Annotated in this window: 14 protein-coding genes; 11 read left to right on the forward strand and 3 right to left on the reverse strand. The window is 71.4% G+C overall.

The window, feature by feature from the left end; genetic code table 11:
• Window positions 1–393 precede the first annotated feature (393 nt).
• The 4 genes from ACIREE_RS34660 to ACIREE_RS34675 all read left to right on the forward strand — a co-directional run bounded on the left by ACIREE_RS34660 (window position 394) and on the right by ACIREE_RS34675 (window position 5,215).
• On the forward strand, window positions 394–996 hold the full coding sequence (locus ACIREE_RS34660; protein WP_404161385.1) for a DUF6417 family protein: 603 nt from the start codon (window positions 394–396) through the stop codon (window positions 994–996).
• 457 nt (window positions 997–1,453) lie between these two features.
• A complete protein-coding gene (locus ACIREE_RS34665; protein WP_404161388.1) occupies window positions 1,454–2,632 on the forward strand; it encodes an Ig-like domain-containing protein in 1,179 nt (392 codons plus the stop codon).
• Window positions 2,633–2,792: 160 nt separating this feature from the next.
• Entirely contained in the window at window positions 2,793–4,061 is a 1,269-nt protein-coding gene (locus tag ACIREE_RS34670; RefSeq protein WP_404161391.1) for a hypothetical protein, read from the forward strand.
• On the forward strand, window positions 4,058–5,215 hold the full coding sequence (locus tag ACIREE_RS34675; RefSeq protein WP_404161393.1) for a hypothetical protein: 1,158 nt from the start codon (window positions 4,058–4,060) through the stop codon (window positions 5,213–5,215). Before ACIREE_RS34670 ends, ACIREE_RS34675 begins: the two co-directional genes overlap by 4 nt.
• On the opposite strand, the gene ACIREE_RS34680 is transcribed toward ACIREE_RS34675, so the two are convergent.
• Both ACIREE_RS34680 and ACIREE_RS34685 read right to left on the reverse strand, forming a co-directional pair.
• A complete protein-coding gene (locus ACIREE_RS34680) occupies window positions 5,210–6,670 on the reverse strand; it encodes an NAD-dependent succinate-semialdehyde dehydrogenase (protein WP_404161396.1) in 1,461 nt (486 codons plus the stop codon). The genes ACIREE_RS34675 and ACIREE_RS34680 overlap by 6 nt on opposite strands.
• A 542-nt stretch (window positions 6,671–7,212) precedes the next feature.
• On the reverse strand, window positions 7,213–8,466 hold the full coding sequence (locus ACIREE_RS34685) for an aspartate aminotransferase family protein (protein WP_404161399.1): 1,254 nt from the start codon (window positions 8,464–8,466) through the stop codon (window positions 7,213–7,215).
• A gap of 198 nt (window positions 8,467–8,664) precedes the next feature.
• Here ACIREE_RS34685 and ACIREE_RS34690 point away from each other — a divergent pair, with 198 nt between their 5' ends.
• The 7 genes from ACIREE_RS34690 (at window position 8,665) to ACIREE_RS34720 (ending at window position 16,284) form a co-directional block, all read left to right on the forward strand.
• Window positions 8,665–9,825 carry an ROK family transcriptional regulator gene (locus ACIREE_RS34690; RefSeq protein ID WP_404161402.1) on the forward strand — a complete coding sequence of 387 codons (1,161 nt, stop codon included), beginning with the start codon at window positions 8,665–8,667 and terminating at the stop codon, window positions 9,823–9,825.
• A gap of 41 nt (window positions 9,826–9,866) precedes the next feature.
• A complete protein-coding gene (locus tag ACIREE_RS34695) occupies window positions 9,867–11,132 on the forward strand; it encodes an ABC transporter substrate-binding protein (RefSeq protein WP_404161405.1) in 1,266 nt (421 codons plus the stop codon).
• A complete protein-coding gene (locus ACIREE_RS34700) occupies window positions 11,132–12,100 on the forward strand; it encodes a carbohydrate ABC transporter permease (RefSeq protein WP_404161408.1) in 969 nt (322 codons plus the stop codon). The genes ACIREE_RS34695 and ACIREE_RS34700 overlap by 1 nt, the downstream gene beginning before the upstream one ends.
• The gene (locus tag ACIREE_RS34705) at window positions 12,093–12,929 is read left to right on the forward strand and encodes a carbohydrate ABC transporter permease (RefSeq protein WP_404161411.1); all 837 of its coding nucleotides are present in this window, start codon (window positions 12,093–12,095) and stop codon (window positions 12,927–12,929) included. The genes ACIREE_RS34700 and ACIREE_RS34705 overlap by 8 nt, the downstream gene beginning before the upstream one ends.
• A 32-nt stretch (window positions 12,930–12,961) precedes the next feature.
• Window positions 12,962–13,978 carry a Gfo/Idh/MocA family protein gene (locus tag ACIREE_RS34710; RefSeq protein WP_404161414.1) on the forward strand — a complete coding sequence of 339 codons (1,017 nt, stop codon included), beginning with the start codon at window positions 12,962–12,964 and terminating at the stop codon, window positions 13,976–13,978.
• Window positions 13,975–14,997, forward strand: coding sequence for a Gfo/Idh/MocA family protein (locus tag ACIREE_RS34715; protein WP_404161417.1), 1,023 nt, complete (start codon window positions 13,975–13,977; stop codon window positions 14,995–14,997). The genes ACIREE_RS34710 and ACIREE_RS34715 overlap by 4 nt, the downstream gene beginning before the upstream one ends.
• Before the next feature lie 192 nt (window positions 14,998–15,189).
• The gene (locus ACIREE_RS34720; RefSeq protein WP_404161419.1) at window positions 15,190–16,284 is read left to right on the forward strand and encodes a mechanosensitive ion channel family protein; all 1,095 of its coding nucleotides are present in this window, start codon (window positions 15,190–15,192) and stop codon (window positions 16,282–16,284) included.
• A 23-nt stretch (window positions 16,285–16,307) separates the two neighbouring features.
• Here ACIREE_RS34720 and ACIREE_RS34725 read toward each other — a convergent pair whose 3' ends face one another.
• Window positions 16,308–17,201, reverse strand: a complete 894-nt coding sequence (locus ACIREE_RS34725) for an aminoglycoside phosphotransferase family protein (protein ID WP_404161422.1) — start codon at window positions 17,199–17,201, stop codon at window positions 16,308–16,310.
• Window positions 17,202–17,218 lie beyond the last annotated feature (17 nt).

A 17,218-nucleotide genomic window follows, 5' to 3' on the forward strand; every position in this document is an offset into this window, starting at 1 on the left:
AATCCACACCGAACCGGAAGGCCCTCACCTGTTCAAGATCCCTCAGCCGAGATCTGCCTCACCCGTCCACAACCTCCCCGGACAGAACACCTAGCGGCCCCCACTGACAATGCAGGCCGCTGACGCCGGGGCGTGCAGGCGCCCGGCGTCAGCGGCGAAGTGAGGCAGCAGGCCAGGTACTCCTCGCTGCCTCACTCATCATTCGGCGTCGGACCGTGGGATGGATGCACCGGCCGCGCGAAATTTCCTCACCTCGTCCGTCCCCGGGTCGACCACGTGGTGAACCGGCCACCCCGCGCCCCCATTTCGGGGGCTGCCCACCCAACTCGCCCCGCCCGGAGGCCATCGCACGCTAGCGTCGCGCCGTCGCACTGCTCGGCGGGGAGGACGAAGATGGGCCGTACGGAGGGGCACGTCGCGCTGCTGCAGCGCGTCGCGGAGACCCAGCGCAGGCCGGACGGATGGGCCACGGCAAGCCCCGGAGTCGACGCACGCGCCGCGTCCCGCCTGGTCAGGCTAGGGCTGGCCCGGATGGCGACCGGCGAGGACCAGGCAGGACTCGCCACCCGGACCGGCCAATCGGTCGCCTGGGCGGTTCAGCTGACGGCCGACGGCTGGGACGCGCTGCTCTACGCCCATGTGCGGGCCGCGCCGGCAGCCGCCGAGGTTCCTGAGCCCGGCCTGCAAATGGTCGCCCTCCGCCGCTCGAACCTCGACGTGTTGAAGCGGTTCGTCGCGCTGAGCGGACGTCTGCACCGTGGTCCGGCGCGCGGCCTGGAGGCGGCGGTGGACACGGCCCGGTTCCACGCCGCCTCCAACCGGTGGATCATGCACGTGGACGGCGAGCAGATGCGCTCCATCGCCCGCGCCTTCTTCCTCGAACGCATCGGCGGTTCAGCGGCACCCGCCAACCGGTTCGCCCGCGTCTACGGGGTGACCCATCCACCGCACCCGCTCCCTTTCGAGCCCGCATCACCGGGCGACGAACCCGGCTAAGGGCTGTCCCGTAATCCCTGGTGGATCAGCGCGCGGCGTCAGATGCGGTGCATCGCAAGGCGGAGGAGCGCCCGCATACTGGATGTATTCGGGCGTTTCGACAACGCGGCGAGGTGCCGTAGCTGTCGTCGTGCGCCCGCCAGGGATTACGGGACAGCCCTTAGCTTCCGGTCGAGCCTTCGTATAGCGGGTTACGAGCGAGCATCCCTACCGTCATCGCACGTGAGCCCCAGCTTCGTCGGCGGAGCTGGGGCTCCGTTGAGCTTGCGCCCGCCACACGTCGTCGACCCACGCGAAGGGGTGCGACTCCAAGGAAGAATTAAGACAAGCGCGCCATTTTCCAAGGATTCCCCCAGGTCGCCCGGGCAGCATTCGACACCGCAATGACCATGGATCAGGGGATCAGGAAGGCTCGGTGCTCGGCGTGGGCGACTCTCGGGTTCGGACAGCGGACGGTATGGATCGCTGGTCGCGGCGTGGGGTGCTCGCCGCGCTCGGGGCGGCCTCGGTGGTGACGGTCGCGGGGTGCGGCGGGGAGGCCGGCGCGCAGGACGCGGCCGGCGGATCCACCGCGAAGGCCACGGTCGACGTCACCCCCGCCGACGGGACGCAGAAGGCCGACTTCGGCAGTCCGGTCACCGTCGCGGTCACCGGCGGGACCCTGGGCGCCGTCCAGGTCGTCGCGGCCGGCGGCACGCGCCTGAAAGGGACGTACAACGACAAGCGGACCAAGTGGACCTCGTCCGCTCATCCTGCCTCGGGGACCGACTACACCGTGAGCGCCCAGGTCGACGGCGCTGATGCGGCGCACACGAGCCGCTTCACCACCAAGAAGCCGGGCGCCACCTTCGTCGGGTACTTCACCCCGGAGGACGGCTCGACGTCCGGTGTCGGCATGCCCGTCTCGATCGACTTCACGAAGGCCGTGAGCGACCGGGCCGCCGTGCAGAAGGCGATCACCGTGACCGCGGAGCCGGATGTGGAGATCGCCGGGCACTGGTTCAGCGACACCCGGCTCGATTTCCGCCCCGCGGCGTACTGGGCGGCCGGCACGAAGATCACGTTGAGTCTGCGGCTGAAGGACATCGAGGGCTCCGAAGGCGTCTTCGGCACGCAGGACAAGGACGTCGTCTTCCACATCGGGCGCGAGCAGATCAGCGTCGTCGACCTCAGCGCCAAGTCGATGACCGTGCGACGCGACGGCAAGCAGATCGCCACGTACGACGTGAGCGGAGGCGACGCCGAACACCCCACGTGGGCCGGGAAGATGGTGATCTCCGAGCGGTTCAAGGAGACCCGGATGGACTCGACGACGGTCGGCCTCGGCGACGAGTACGACATCGACGACGTGCCGCACGCCCAGCGGCTCACCTCCTCCGGAACGTTCATCCACGGTAACTACTGGGGGTCGCCGTCCCTCTTCGGTACGAGCAACACCAGCCACGGCTGCGTCGGACTGCGGGACGCCCAGGGCGCGGACGATCCGTCGACGCCGGGCGCGAAGTTCTACACGAGCTCGATCGTCGGCGACGTGGTGGAGGTACGGCGCTCGGGCGAGGAGATGGTCAATCCCGCGAACGGGCTCAATGGCTGGAACATGTCGTGGGCCGACTGGCGGGCCGGCAGCGCGGCCTGAGCGGGCCCACCCGGCAACGCGCTAAGGAGCCCGGCACACGTTCCGCGCCAGATGTTCAGCGGTTCGCCGTGGGGCGTTGACGGCGCCGATATGCCTCTGACAGGGTCGCCAGGCCCGTTCGGCCGCCCCCGAACGAGGGACCAAGGAGCCCCCAGCCCCGATGAGCCGCAGCTGCGAACCCTCCCCCACGCCCGCACCGGCCGCCGACGCGTGGCGGCACTTCGCGGGCAGGTACTGGGCGAAAGAGCCGGTAGTAGTGCCGGGCGCGCCCGGATCCGGGCTGGACGCGGCAGGGGCCCACCGCCTTCTGGTGGCCGCGGCCGGGGCCCCCGGGCCGACCCGGATGCGGCTCGCCGTCGCGGACGGAGTGCTCCGCGATCCCGGACCGCTGCTGCCCTCGCCGACGGACCGGGACGCCGCCGGCTATGCCGCCCGGCTGGCGGGATCCCGCCAACTGGGCGACGGTGGCTGGCTGTTGACCGCCGAGCACGCGCTCAGCCTCGACTTCACGCTCTGGTCGCGGGTCCGGGACGCCGTGGCCGGTTTGTGGCGGCACGTCGGCCGGCCCCCGCTGCCCGTCACGACGGAGCTGGCGGTCGGAACCCGGTACCAGGCCACCGAGGAGTTCGGGGCACAGCCCGACGCGGCGGCGCTCACCTGGGTCCTCGACGGCTCCTTGACGATGCGGGTGCGGCCCGAGCACACCGGCACCGAGTTCGCATTGCGCGCCACGGCGGGCGACTTGGCGCACTGGCCCGCGGGCAGTACCCACCTCGACGACCGTACGCGGCCCTGCACGACGCTGCGGCTGACCGTGCCCGCCCGCACCACCGCGGCCCTCCCTTACGTCGGCGAGGTCGTCGGGGAACTGCTGCGGCTGCACCCGCTGCCCGCCGACGCGCAGCCCACGATCCCCCACCCCGCGCCCGCCGACCCCGACGGACGCCTCACCCCCACACAGCGCTTCACCGAACCCGCCCGGCGCTACGTCGCGACCCTGACCGGCGACGGACCCGAACGCGCGCTGCTGCTGCGCTGGGCCGCTCTGCGCTCGGCGGCGGGCCTCCACCCCGCCCCGCCGCCGAGGCCCGGCATCGCGCTCACCCCGCGGAGCCGCTTACGGCGCACCACCGAGATTTTGCGTATGCGGGCCGGTGCGGGCACCCGGGTCTGGGCCGCCCACGGGCATGCGCGGACCGTCACCGCCCCAGGGGCCCACCGCGTCCTCACCCATCTCGGCACCGTCTCGCGAACCACCGTCAGCGCCCTCGCCGAGGCCTGCGACCTGCACCCCGAGTCCCCTGAACTGCTCGCGTTGCTGGACGAGTTGTACCAAGTACGCGCCCTGGACCTGGATCGGAATCGGGAATCGGGCTCTGCCTCTGACTCTGACTCTGGCTCTGACTCGAAGCGGGAGCCGGAGCTGTGAGTCCGGTTCCGATATCCCGTGTGGACGTCCTGGAGTCGTTCGACTGGGACACGTTCACCGACACGTACTGGGACCGGCGACCCGTGCTGATCAGAGGCGCCGCGCTCGGTGTCCCGCCGTTCGACGCGCACGAGGTCTTCGAGAGTTCCGTCGGCGCGGCACAGCGGCCCGGCGTCGGAGCCGGGCAGGTGAGCTTCGCTCTCGGGCCGCGGAGCCTGGCCGATCCCGGGGATCTGCTGCCGCGGCCGGAGGACGGCTCCTTCGCACGGTACGGCCGCCGCCTGCTCCACCACGCGGGACGCGAGCCGTTCGCCTTCGTCGTGCGCTGCCTGCACGCCCTCCACCATCCCGTGTGGCTCAGGGCGCGGAACTTCCTCGCCGGGCTGTGGGACCGCACAGGTCAGCCGCTGCTCGGGGCCAGCACCACCCTGTGGCACGGGACGTGCGGCCCGGGGCGACTGCCGCCCAGCCGGGGCGCATCGTTTCTCTACACCCTGCTCGGGCGTCCACGGCTGCGCCTCGAGCGGGGGGCCGGACGGTGGTCAGCCGCCCGGACCGCGCCCGGCGACCTGCTCTACTGGCCGGCCGGTCAGCGTTTCGTCGCCGAGCCGGGCCGGTCACCGGCGGCCGTCGTGCACCTGGGCATACCGCGGGCCTCGCCCCTTCCTGGACACGGGCTGCGTTCGCTGCTCGCGCCGGGACCCCACCCCGTTTCCCCGCAGGCACGTTGGGACGGCGACGACATCCTCGTACGCGACGAGGGGGACGGGTTGCCGCCGGTCCTCACCGAAGCCCTCGCCCACTATCGCGAGGCCGCGCGTCCGGCAGCACTGCGGCGCCGACTGGTGCGCGAGGCGCTGCTGCACGCGACGGACGGTGGGCTGCGACCGGTACCGCCACCCGCGCGACCCGGCCGCTTCACCGACGACGACGCCGTACGGGCCGTCGAGCGGGTGCTGTGGGCCGAGACCTCGGGGCGGCGGCTCGTGGCCGCGTGCGGGCACATTCTGGAGACCGACCTGACCGGGCGCGAGCTCTCCGCGATCGTCGGGCTGTTGAACGCGGGCGAGGAAGTCGCCCTCGCCGAACTCGCCCCGACCGCACGGTCGTTGCTCTCGCGCCTTGCCGGGTTCCGTGCCGTGGAGCGGTTATGAGCCGGTGGGCACGGCCAGATATTTGTACTCCAGGAACTCGTCGATGCCCACCCGGCCGCCTTCGCGGCCGAGGCCCGACTGTTTGACGCCGCCGAACGGGGCAGCCGGGTTCGAGACGAGGCCCGTGTTGAGGCCGACCATGCCCGTCTCCAGTCGTTCGCCGACGCGCAGCGCTCGGTCCAGGTCGCGCGTGTAGACGTAACTGACAAGACCCCATTCGGTGTCGTTCGCGACCTGTACGACGTCGTCCTCGTCGTCGAAGGTGAACAGCGCGGCGACGGGCCCGAAGATCTCGGTGCCGGTGAGCTCGGCGTCGCGCGGGACCTGGGCGAGGACGGTGGGCGGGTAGAAGTTCCCTTCACCGGTGGGGAGTTCGCCGCCGGTCAGGATCTTCGCCCCGCGGTCGACGGCGTCGCGCACGAGAGCCTCGACCTTGGCGCGGCCCGCCGCGTCGATGAGCGGCCCGACATCGGTGCCGGGCGCCGTGCCGTCCCCGACGGTCAGGGCGGACATCCGCGCGGTCAGCCGGGCCGCGAACTCCTCGGCGACGGCAGTGTGCACGTAGATCCGGTTGGCGGCGGTGCAGGCCTCCCCCATGTTGCGCATCTTTGCGACCATCGCGCCGTCCACGGCCGCGTCGATGTCGGCGTCCTCGAAGACGATGAACGGGGCGTTGCCGCCGAGTTCGAGCGAGGTGCGCACGACCGTCTGCGCGCACTGGCCGAGCAGGATCCGGCCGACCTGCGTGGAACCCGTGAAGGACAGTTTGCGGATGCCGCCACTGCGCAGCAGGGGTTCGACGAGGCCGGCCGCGTCGCTCGTGGTGACCGTGTTGAGGACGCCGGGCGGCAGGCCCGCCTCGGTCAGGATCCCGGTCAGCGCGAGCGTGGAGAGCGGGGTCTGCGGGGCCGGTTTGAGGATCATGGTGCAGCCCGCGGCGACGGCGGGGCCGATCTTGCGGGTGCCCATGGCGAGCGGGAAGTTCCAGGGCGTGACGAGCAGACAGGGGCCGATCGGCTGGCGCAGGACCAGGTGACGGTTGCGGCCGTCGGGGCTGGTGGCGTAGCCGCCGTCGATGCGGACCGCCTCCTCGGCGAACCAGCGGAAGAACTCCGCGGCGTACGTGACCTCGCCGCGGGCCTCCGCCAGGGGCTTGCCCATTTCCAGGGTCATGAGGAGGGCGAGGTCCTCGGTACGGCTGAGGATGATCTCGTGGGCCCGGCGCAGGATCTCCGATCGGGTCCTGGGGGCGGTGGCGGCCCAGTCGTGCTGTGCGGCCACCGCCGCGTCCAGGGCGGCCCGGCCGTCCTGTGGGCTCGCGTCGGCGACGTCGCACAGGGTGGCGCCGGTGGCGGGGTTGTCCACCGGCATCGTGCGGTTCGCTGCCGCGTGCTGCCAGGTGCCGCCGATGTGGAGTTGCTTCGGTACGGCTCGGATGACGGGGGGTGTGGTCACGGTGGGCTCCGATGCGGTGGGGGACGGGGGGCGCGGCTAGGCGGGGCGGATGAGGTTTGCGGGGTGCCGGATGCTGAGTACTGCGTGCCTGAGCGCCGAGTGTTGAGCTCCCGAGTGCCGGACGCCGCTTGCGGGATGCCGGGTGCCGAGCGCCCGAGCGCCGAGTGCCGGATGCCGAGCGCGGGGTGCGGGGTGCGGGGTGCGGGGTGCGGGGCGCCGCAGGCTGAGTGCCCGAGCGCCGGACGCCGAATGCGGGGTGCCGGATACCGAGCGCTCGACTGCCGAGCACTGAGTACCGGAAGCCGAGTGCGGGGCGCCGGAAGCCGAGTGCGGGGCGCCGGAAGCCGAGTGCGGGGCGCCGGAAGCCGAGTGCGGGGCGCCGGATGCCGAGCGCTGAGTACCGGACGCTGAGTGCGAGCTGCCAACTACCAACCGCCAACAGCCAAGCGCCACGTGCCGGCTTCGTCGTCGTTGCTCGCGCAGTTCCCCGCGCCCCTGCCGGGGCGCGGGCACCGGCCGACCCTGTGGACAGCCCGCACGACTCAGGCCGTGGCCGAATCCACGGCCGCCCCCCACAGCCGTAGCGCCTCGTCCACCTGGTTCTCCGTCACGACGAGCGCCGGGATCATTCGGACCACGTTGCCCCAGGGGCCGCACGTGAGGAGGAGCAGGCCCTCGTCCGCCGCCGCCTGTTGGGCCCGGAGGGCGGTGGCCGGATCGGGGTCGCCGTCCGCCGTCGTGAACTCGCTCGCCAGCATCAGGCCGAGGCCGCGCACGTCGCCGATGGCCGGGGTCTTCGCCGCGACGGCCTCCAGGCCGGCCCGCAGCCTGGTGCCCATCGCCGCGGCATTGGCCACCAGGCCCTCCTCGGCGATGACGTCGAGCGTGGCGCAGGCCGCCGCGCAGGCGACCGCGTTGCCGCCGTACGTGCCGCCCTGCGAGCCCGGCCTGGCCTGGTGCATCAGGTCCGCGGACGCCGCGATGCCGGAGAGCGGGAAGCCGCTCGCCAGACCTTTCGCGGTGATCAGGACGTCGGGCGTGACATCGAAGTGGTCGTGGCCCCAGAACCGGCCGGTGCGCCCGACGCCGGTCTGGATCTCGTCGAGGATCAGCAGGATGCCGTGCCGGTCGGCGCGCTCCCGCAACCCTTGCAGGAAGGCCGTGTTGGCGGGCACGTAGCCGCCTTCGCCGAGGACCGGCTCGATGAGGATCGCCGCCGTGTCGTCGGGGTCGGTGACCGTCTGCAGGAGGTGGTCGAACTCGCGCAGCGCGAACCGCGTGGCCGTCTCCTCGTCCCAGCCGTAGTGGTAGGCGTTCGGGAACGGCGTGATGGCCACGCCCGACATGAGGGGGCCGAAGCCCGTACGGATCTTGGTTCCGGACGTGGTCAGGGACGCCGCCGCCACGGTCCGGCCATGGAAACCGCCGTGTGCGACCACGATGTTGGGCTTCCCCGTGGCCTGCCGGGCCAGCCGCATCGCCGCCTCGACGGCCTCGCTTCCCGAGTTGACGAAGAACAGGCTGTCGAGGCCCGCGGGCACCACGTCGCCGAGCTTGTCGACGAGGCGTTGCAGCGGCTGGTGCATGACGGTCGTGTACTGGCCGTGGATGAGAGTGGCGACCTGTTCCTGCGCGGCGGCGACGACGCGGGGATGGCAGTGGCCGGTACTGGTGACCCCGATCCCGGCGGTGAAGTCCAGATAGCGACGGCCGTCGATGCCGTAGAGGTGGACGCCTTCCCCGCGCTGCGCGACGACGGGGGTGGCCTGGCGCAGATGCTCGGACAGTTGGGTCATACCCTCCACCCTCAGTCCCGGGCCGAGCGGGCGTCAATGGGGCATGTGTGACGATCTCCGGCCACCCCCGTCGAGCCCCCTCTCCTTCAATTCGCAGGAGTTCTACGTAATTTCGGTACGGGTGGGCTTCCCAAGCCATCGGAGTTATGCAACAGTCCTGCGCAACCCGACCGACCAGCGCTCGGAGGAAATCAGGCCATGGCGGTGCACGACAGGGCGCGCGGGCACGATCTCGCGGCGCTGCGCGGCCTCAACACCGCGGTGGTGCTGCGGGCGTTGCGGCAGGAGAGCCCGCGGACGGTGAGCGGTCTCGCCACCGCGACGGGGCTGTCCAGGCCGACGGTCGAGGCACTCGTGGAGGAACTGTCCGGCCAGGGGTGGATCGCCGAGACCGATGCCCCGGCGGCCGGGCGCGCACCGGGCAGGCCCGCGCGCCGCTTCCGGTTCCGCGCCGAGGCCGGGCACGTGGTCGGGGTCGACATCGGACTCAGGAAGCTCGTGCTGCTGCTCGCACGCCTCGACGGTGAGGTCATCGCGCGGCAACGGGAGGATTTTCCCGAAGAGTTGACGGGCGCCGAACGCATCGAGCTGCTGCGCGGCCGGCTGCGCCGCTTCCTCGCGGACCAGAGCCTCGGCCCGGACGATGTGTGGTCGATGGGCGTCGGCGTGCCGGGCATGGTCGACGACACCGGGCGGATCCTCTCGGTGATCGTGCCGGAGTGGACCGACCTGGACCTGGCCCGCCGCCTGGCCGACGACATCCCCTGCCGTGTGTTCGTGGAGAACGACGTGAACCTCGCCGTCGTGGCCGAGCACTGGCGGGGCGCGGCGGTGCTGGCCGACGACGTGGCGTGCGTGCTCGTGGGGCGGCGCATCTCGTGCGGCCTGATGATCGACGGACGGTTGCACCGGGGACGCCGCGGCGGCGCGGGCGAGTTGGGCATCCTGCCCCAACTCGGCCTGGACGAGGCCGGGAAGGCGCTCGCCTGGGACAAGGAGCGGCACCCCGGAGAGTCCGGCACCGACGCGCTCGCGCGGGCCGTGCGCGCGGGCGACTCCGGGGCCCTCGACGTCCTCGACCGGTATCTGGCCGGGGTCGCCCCCGGCATCGCGGCGCTCGTCCTCGCGCTCGATCCCGAACTCCTGGTGCTGTCCGGGGCGTTGGCCCCGGTCGGCGAGCCGCTCGGTCCGCTCCTCGCCGAGCACCTGCGCCCCCTGACCCTGCACGTGCCACGGATCGCGGTCAGCACCCTCGGCCGCGAGGGCGTGGCCCTGGGCGCGGTGCGGCGCGCCCTGGACGCCGTCGAGACCCGGCTCCCCCACAGCGCGGGCCCGTTACGGCCGCCCGTTCCGCACTGACCCCGCTCCACCCTCTCCCCTCCCATCGACAGGAGACGCGTATGCGCAGGAGAACGCTTCTCGCCGGTGCGCTCGCGGCGGCGCCGCTCGCCGCCGGCTGCAGCAGTGGCGACGGAGCTTCCGGCACCGCCTCGGCGCGCGGCCGCACCACCCTCTCGTACGGCATCTGGGACGTCGCGCAGGCCCCGGGAATGCAGCAGATCATCAAGGCCTTCGAGCGCGAGAACCCCGGAATTTCCGTGGAGATCCAGCTCACGCCCTGGACCTCGTACTGGACGACGCTGCGTACGTCGATGCGGGGAGGCACCGCGCCGGACGTGTTCTGGATGAACGCGGTGAACATCCAGCTGTACGCGGCGAACGGCGCGCTGGAACCGCTGAGCGCGCACATCGCGAGGGACCGCACCCCGGTCGGCAAGCACCCCGACGCGCTCGTCGACATCTACGCGTACGAGGGCAAGCAGTACGGGCTGCCGAAGGACTTCGACACCGTCGGGCTCTGGTACAACAAGGCGCTCTTCGACAAGGCGGGCGTCAAGTACCCGGATTCCTCCTGGACTTGGGACGACGTACGTGACGCGGCGCGCGAGCTGACGAACCCGAAGAAGCGGGTCTACGGGATCGCCGCCGAGATGGACCGGCAGACGAAGTTCTACCCGACGGTCTTCGGCGCCGGCGGGTACGTGCTGCGGGACGGGCGCTCCGGGTTCGCCGACGCGCGGGCCGTGGAGGGGCTGCGGTTCTGGACGGACCTGGTGGACAGGGGCTGGTCGCCGCCGCAGAGCGCCATGTCGGAGGTGCGGGCCCGCAATCTGTTCCTGTCGGAGCAGGTGGCGATGAACTACGACCTCTCCGCGATGGCGTCGTTCATGTACGCCTCGCCGGCCATCAAGGACCACGGCGGTGTCACCGTGCTGCCGAAGGGCCGCGAGCGGGCCACGGTCATCCACGGGCTCGCCAATGTCATCAGCGCCAAGTCCCGGAAGAAGCAGGCGGCTTGGAAGTTCGTGGACTTCATGGCGCGGCGCGCGGCGGCGGAGATCCAGGCCAAGGGCGGCATCACCATCTCCTCGTACGAGGGGACGCAGGACGCCTGGCTGAAGTCGATGCCGGAGTTCGACCTGCGGAACTTCATCGACATGCTCGACTACGCGGTCCCGTACCCGAGTTCACGCAACACGGCCGTCTGGGAGGACCAGGAGTATCTGCTGCTCGGCGCCCCGTTCAGCGGCAAGGGCGGTATCGAGCAGGCGGCGCGGACGCTGGCGCGACAGATGGACCGGGCGCTCGACGAGGAGGACAAGTAATGGCCGTGTTCCCGTCGACGGCCGCCGCGGAGGCGGACGGCCGGATCAGGAAGCCCCGCTCGAAGGCCGGACCGGACGGCGTCGCGCGAGGCCCCAACTCCCGTACGCAGAGAGCGGCTTATCTCTTCATCGCGCCGATCGGCATCGGCTTCCTGGTGTTCTACATCTGGCCGATGATCCAGACGTTCGGCTTCAGCTTCACCCACTTCGGCCCGTTCGGCGGCAACACCTGGACAGGCGGCGACAACTACGCGCGGGTCGTCAAGGACGTCACGGTGTGGCGGGCCGTCGGCAACACACTGCTGTACGGGGCCATCGGCCTGGTCACCCTGCCGCTCTCGATCGCGGTGGCGGCGCTCCTGAACCGGCGCGGGCTGCGCGGAGTCGGCGTCTACCGCGCCCTGTACTTCATCCCGTTCGTCACGCTGCCGGTCGCGGTGGGCCTCGTCTGGAACTGGCTGTACAACGGCAACTTCGGCCTCCTGAACGAGGTGTTGTCGTGGTTCGGCGTCTCCCGGCACTTCTGGGCCTCCGACCCGTCGACGGCGCTGTGGGCGATCGGCGTCGTCTCCGTGTGGCAGAGCATCGGCTACTACTTGATCATCTTCATCGCGGGGATCAAGGGCATTCCACAGGACTACTACGAGGCGGCCGAGCTGGACGGCGCGGGCCCGGTACGGCGGTTCTTCACGATCACGCTGCCGCTGCTGACCCCGAGCATCTTCTTCGCGGCAATCATCTGCGTGATCAACTCGCTCCAGATGTTCGACCTGATCTACGTGATGATGAGCCCGACGAACCCGGCGCTCGGCTCCACGCAATCGGTCGTGAGCCTCTTCTACCAGTGGGCGTTCCAGCAGAACAACCAGGGCGCGGCGGCGGCGCTCGCGTTCCTCCTGATGCTGCTCACGGCGGCCCTGACGTACCTGCAGTTCCGGCTCCAGAAGAAGTGGGTGCACTATGCGTGAACGGATACGCCGCGTGGACGGCGGCGCCGTCGCCACGCACCTCCTGCTGTCGCTCGGCGCGCTCGTCATGGTCTTCCCGTTCCTGTGGCAGCTCCTCACGGCGCTGAAGACGCTGCCGGAGGCCGTGCACGTACCGACGACGTTCTTTCCGCAGCGGTGGAACTGGGCCGCGTTCCAGGACGTGTTCACCGCGATGCCCTACGGGGAGATGCTCGGCAACAGCGTCATCAACACGGTCGGGCGCACCGTCGGCCAGCTGGTGTTCTGCTCGCTCGCCGCATACGCCTTCGCCCGGATGCGGTTCCGCGGCAAGAACGTGCTGTTCGCCCTCTTCCTGTCCGTCCTGCTCGTCCCGTCGTCGCTGCTGATCCTGCCGCAGTACGACATCATCCAGCGGCTCGGCCTGCTGAACTCGCCGCCCGCGCTGTTCCTGCCCGGCATGTTCAGCGCGTTCGGCACGTTCCTGTTGCGCCAGTTCTTCCTGTCCCTGCCACGGGAGTTGGAGGAGGCGGCCCGGATCGACGGCGCGGGCCCGTTCCGCATCTTCTGGTCGATCATGCTGCCGCTGATCCGGCCCGCGCTCGCCGCGCTCGCGGTGATCACGGCGATGTGGTCGTGGAACGACCTGCTGTGGCCGTTGGTCGTGAACACCGACCCGGCGAAGATGCCGATCAGCGCCGGACTGACCTCCCTTGAAGGCCAGTTCGAGACCAACTACCCGGTGATGATGGCCGGTTCGCTGATCGCGAGCCTTCCGATGATCCTCCTCTACCTCTTCCTCCAGCGGCACTTCGTGCAGGGCATCGCCCAGAGCGGCACGAAGGGCTGACCCCCGCACACTGTGATAGAGAAAGGACCTTCATGGCACGCCTCGACGTGGGTCTGATCGGCGCCGGCGGTATCGCCCGCGCGCATCTGCCCGCCTGGACGGAGCTGGGCGCACGCGTCACGATCCTGTCCACCGACGGCCAGGCGGAACAACTGGCGGCCCGATACGCCGAGTTCGGTGTGACGGCTGTGGACAGTCTCGCCGAGCTGCTCGACCGCAGCTCGGTCGTTGACGTGTGCACCCCGACGTTCACCCACCGGCAGCTCGTCCTCGACGCGATCGCCGCGGGCAAGCACGTCGTCTGCGAGAAACCGCTCGCGCTGACCGTCGACGGGGCCCAGCACATGGTGGACGCGGCCGAGGCGGCGGGAGTGCTGCTGTTCCCGGCGCATGTCGTGCGCTACTTCCCCGCGTACGCGGCGCTCGCCGAGTCCGTGGCGGCGGGCGGCATCGGTGCCCCCGCCGTCCTGCGGTTCACCCGCTCGGGCCGCTACCCGGTGTGGGCGCCATGGTTCGCCGACCCGGCGCTGTCCGGGGGCATCCTGGTCGACCAGATGATCCACGATCTCGACTTCGCCCGCCTCCTCGCGGGCGAGGTCGTCCGTGTCCACGCGCAGGTCCGCGGCCGCCACACGCCGGGCGCGACCGACGGCGACGTGGCGACGGGAACGGCCGTGCTCACGCACGCGTCCGGCGCGGTCAGCCACGTCCTCGGCGTGTGGGGCCTGCCGGACCTGCCGTTCCGCACGACGTTCCGCGTGGCCGGGCCCGGCGGCATCCTGGAACACGACTCGACCGCCCACACCGGCTTCCGCGTTCTGGCCCAGGGAGCACGGGCTCTCGGTGAGGGCATTCCCGGCAGCGCGATGACGGAGAGCCCCTACCTCACGGAGCTGCGGGACTTCGCGGCCGCCGTCACGGGCGGGCCCGCGCCCCGTGCGTCGGCGCGCGACGGCGTCGAGGCGGTCCGTATCGCGGCCGCGGCCGCCGAGTCCGCGCGCACCGGAGAACCCGTCGAACTGAAGCCGACCGAGGAGGCCGGACTGTGAAGAACCTGAAGGTTGGGGTGGTGTCGTTCGCGCATGTCCACGCGGGCGGGTTCGCCCGCCTGCTCGCCGCCATGGACGGGGTGGAGGTCCTGGCGGCCGACCCCGACACGGATCTGGCGGCGCCGGGCGAGGTCCGCGGCAAGGACTTCGCGGACCGGCTGGGCGTGAACTACGTAGACACGTATGAGGAGTTGTTCGCCTGGGGCCCCGACAAGGTGGTGATCTGCTCGGAGAACGTCCGGCACCGCCCCCTCGTCGAACTCGCCGCCGCGCACGGCGTGGACGTCCTGTGCGAGAAGCCCCTCGCCACCACGCCCGAGGACGGCACGGCGATGATCGAGGCGTGCAGGGCGGCCGGGGTGCGGCTCGCGGTGGCGCATCCGGTGCGGTTCAGCCCCGCCTATCTCGCGGTGCGCGACGCGGTGCGAGCGGGCACGGCGGGCGAGGTGCTCGCGGTGTCCGGCGCGAACAACGGGTACATGCCGGGCGCGCGGCGCCGCTGGTTCGTCGACCCCGAACTCGCGGGCGGCGGCGCCCTGATGGACCACACGGTACATATCGCCGACCTTCTCGACGACCTGTTCGGCGGCATCCCCGCGACCTCCGTCTACGCGCAGACCAACAACGTCCTGTACGAGAACGAGGTCCCGGTCGAGACGGCGGGCCTGCTCACCCTCACGTACGCGAACGGGGCCGTGGCCACGATCGACTGCAGCTGGAGCCAGCCGCGGCACCACCCGGCGTGGGGCGGCCTCGCGATGCAGGTGATCGGCGACCGGGCCACCCTGGAGATGGACGCCTTCGACCAGAAGGTGCACGGCTTCAGCGAGACAGCGCGCTCCGGCGTCGAACTCCCCTACGGAGTCGACCTGGACGCGCTGATGCTGCGCGCGTTCCTCTTCGGCGACGACACCGGCCCGATCGGGGTGACGGACGGGGAGGCAGGGCTGCGGGCCCTGCGGATCGTGGCGGCTGCCTACGAGTCGGCGCGGGCGGGGCGCACGGTGGCCGTGGGGTAGCGGAGGCGGGCCGGCGGGGGCCGGGTGGCCGGAGGACGCGCTTGTGGCGGTGGTGTGGGCCCGGGTACGGCAGGATGGCCCGGCGTGCGGCGCTCCGGCGGCCGCGCGGGAACCCTCCCCTACCGAGCAGGTGCACGTGACGAAACATCACATACCCGAGCCCATCGCTGCGTTGTGCCCCGGAGGCATCCGGTGACGCGCGGACTCGAGCTCCATGACCTGATCATCGCGGGCGTCGCTCTCGTGGCGGGCCTGCTGGCCGGAGTGCTCCTGCGGATCCTGCTGCGCTGGCTCGGTGAGCGGGCCAGCCGGACGCGCTGGGGCGGGGACGATGTGCTCGTCGACGCACTGCGCACCCTCGTGCCGTGGGCCGCCGTCGCCGCCGGTGCGGCGGTGGCGGCCGAGGCGCTGCCGCTGACCGCCCGCACCGGGCGCAACGTGAACATGACGCTGACGGCGTTCGTCATCGTCGCGGCGACCCTCACCGCGGCCCGCGTCGTCACCGGACTCGTCCGGGCGGTCGCGCAGTCCCGGGCGGCCGTGGCCGGTTCGGCGACGATCTTCGTGAACATCACGCGGGTCGTGGTCCTCGCGATGGGTTTCCTGGTCGTCCTGCAGACGCTCGGGATCTCCATCGCCCCGCTGCTCACCGCGCTGGGCGTGGGCGGTCTCGCGGTGGCGCTCGCCCTGCAGGACACGCTCGCCAACCTCTTCGCGGGCGTGCACATCCTGGCCTCCAAGACGGTGCAGCCCGGCGACTACATCCGGCTCAGCAGCGGTGAGGAGGGGTACGTCGTCGACATCAACTGGCGCAACACCGTGGTGCGGCAGCTCTCCAACAATCTCGTGATCATCCCGAACACCCAGCTCTCGGGCACGAACATGACCAACTTCAGCCGCCCGGAGCAGGAGATGACCCTGCTCGTGCAGGCGGGGGTCGGCTACGACAGCGACCTGGAGCACGTCGAGCGCGTGACCATCGAGGTCGTCGCGGAGGTCATGAAGGACGTCGAGGGCGCGATGCCGGAACACGAACCGGCCGTCCGCTTCCACACGTTCGGCGATTCACGGATCAGCTTCACGGTGATCCTCGGCGTCGGCGAGTTCAGCGACCAGTACCGGATCAAGCACGAGTTCATCAAGCGGCTGCACCGGCGCTTCCGCGAGGAGGGCATCCGCATCCCGGCGCCGACGCGGACGGTAGCCCTGTCGCAGGGCAGCGCGCCGGTCGTCATCCCGCACCAGCGGGACGCGTCGGACAGCCCGTCGATCGCACCGGTCAGGTAGCGCCGGGGTTCGACGACAGGCTCTCAGGCGCGGCCCTCGGCCAGTACCTCTCCGATGACGCGCTCGGCGGTCCGCGCCATGAACGGGTTCGACTCCCGGTAGTACGCGAGCTCGTGGGCGGCGATGGTCAGGGCCCAGCCCCGGCCGCGCGCCCAGGTGTCCGCGTCACCGCCGAGAGACTCGCGAAAGACCCGGCGGGCCCTGGCGTCCAGGACGTACCAGGCGACGATGAGGTCGACGGCCGGGTCGCCCGTGCCCATGCACTCGAAGTCGATGACGGCGCTGAGCCGGCCGTCGTCGACGAGGAGGTTCCCGGGCTGCAGGTCGGCGTGCAGCCACACGTCGGGGAGCGGGCCGCGCGGGGCGCGCACGGCCGTGTCCCAGAGGGCGAGCGCCGCGTCGAAGTCGATCACGCCCGCAAGCCGTCCCAGCACCTCGCGGGTGTCGCCGTCCCGTTCGGCGAGCGGGCGGCCCCGGTAGGCCTCCGGGGCACCCGCGGTGTCGATCAGGCGCAGCGCGGCGACGAACGCGGCCAGGTCCTCGGCCAGCGCCTCCGGCTTCGCCAGGCTCCGCACGGTCGGGATCGCGCCGGGCAGCCAGCGGTGCACCGCCCACGGATACGGGTACCCGTGCCCCGGCTTCCCCGCGGCGACGGGCTCGGGCACGGCGACCGGCAGCCGGGCGGCCAGGAACGGCATCCACCGGCCCTCGCTCTCCAGGTCCGGCGCCGACCCCGGCCTGCGCGGCAGCCGGATCACGTGGTCGTCGCCGAGCCGGAAGAGGACGTTGGACGTGCCGTGCGAGTCGACGTGCCGCAGCGGCAGCACTGCCCACGGGGGGAACTGCTCGTCGACCAGCGCCCGGACGAGCGCCTCGTCGATGTCGGCCTCGTCGGAGTGCAGCTTGCGAACGCCCATGATCACCTTTCGCCCTC

The organism is Streptomyces sp. NPDC102467 (assembly GCF_044765445.1).
In the GTDB taxonomy this organism is placed as follows: domain Bacteria; phylum Actinomycetota; class Actinomycetes; order Streptomycetales; family Streptomycetaceae; genus Streptomyces.

Coding starts and splice junctions, on each gene's coding strand:
- ACIREE_RS34670 (WP_404161391.1), top strand. CDS start 2,793: ATGAGCCGCAGCTGCGAACCCTCCCCCACGCCCGCACCGGCCGCCGAC.
- ACIREE_RS34665 (WP_404161388.1), top strand. CDS start 1,454: ATGGATCGCTGGTCGCGGCGTGGGGTGCTCGCCGCGCTCGGGGCGGCC.
- ACIREE_RS34685 (WP_404161399.1), bottom strand. CDS start 8,466: ATGACCCAACTGTCCGAGCATCTGCGCCAGGCCACCCCCGTCGTCGCG.
- ACIREE_RS34710 (WP_404161414.1), top strand. CDS start 12,962: ATGGCACGCCTCGACGTGGGTCTGATCGGCGCCGGCGGTATCGCCCGC.
- ACIREE_RS34705 (WP_404161411.1), top strand. CDS start 12,093: ATGCGTGAACGGATACGCCGCGTGGACGGCGGCGCCGTCGCCACGCAC.
- ACIREE_RS34700 (WP_404161408.1), top strand. CDS start 11,132: ATGGCCGTGTTCCCGTCGACGGCCGCCGCGGAGGCGGACGGCCGGATC.
- ACIREE_RS34660 (WP_404161385.1), top strand. CDS start 394: ATGGGCCGTACGGAGGGGCACGTCGCGCTGCTGCAGCGCGTCGCGGAG.
- ACIREE_RS34690 (WP_404161402.1), top strand. CDS start 8,665: ATGGCGGTGCACGACAGGGCGCGCGGGCACGATCTCGCGGCGCTGCGC.
- ACIREE_RS34725 (WP_404161422.1), bottom strand. CDS start 17,201: ATGGGCGTTCGCAAGCTGCACTCCGACGAGGCCGACATCGACGAGGCG.
- ACIREE_RS34695 (WP_404161405.1), top strand. CDS start 9,867: ATGCGCAGGAGAACGCTTCTCGCCGGTGCGCTCGCGGCGGCGCCGCTC.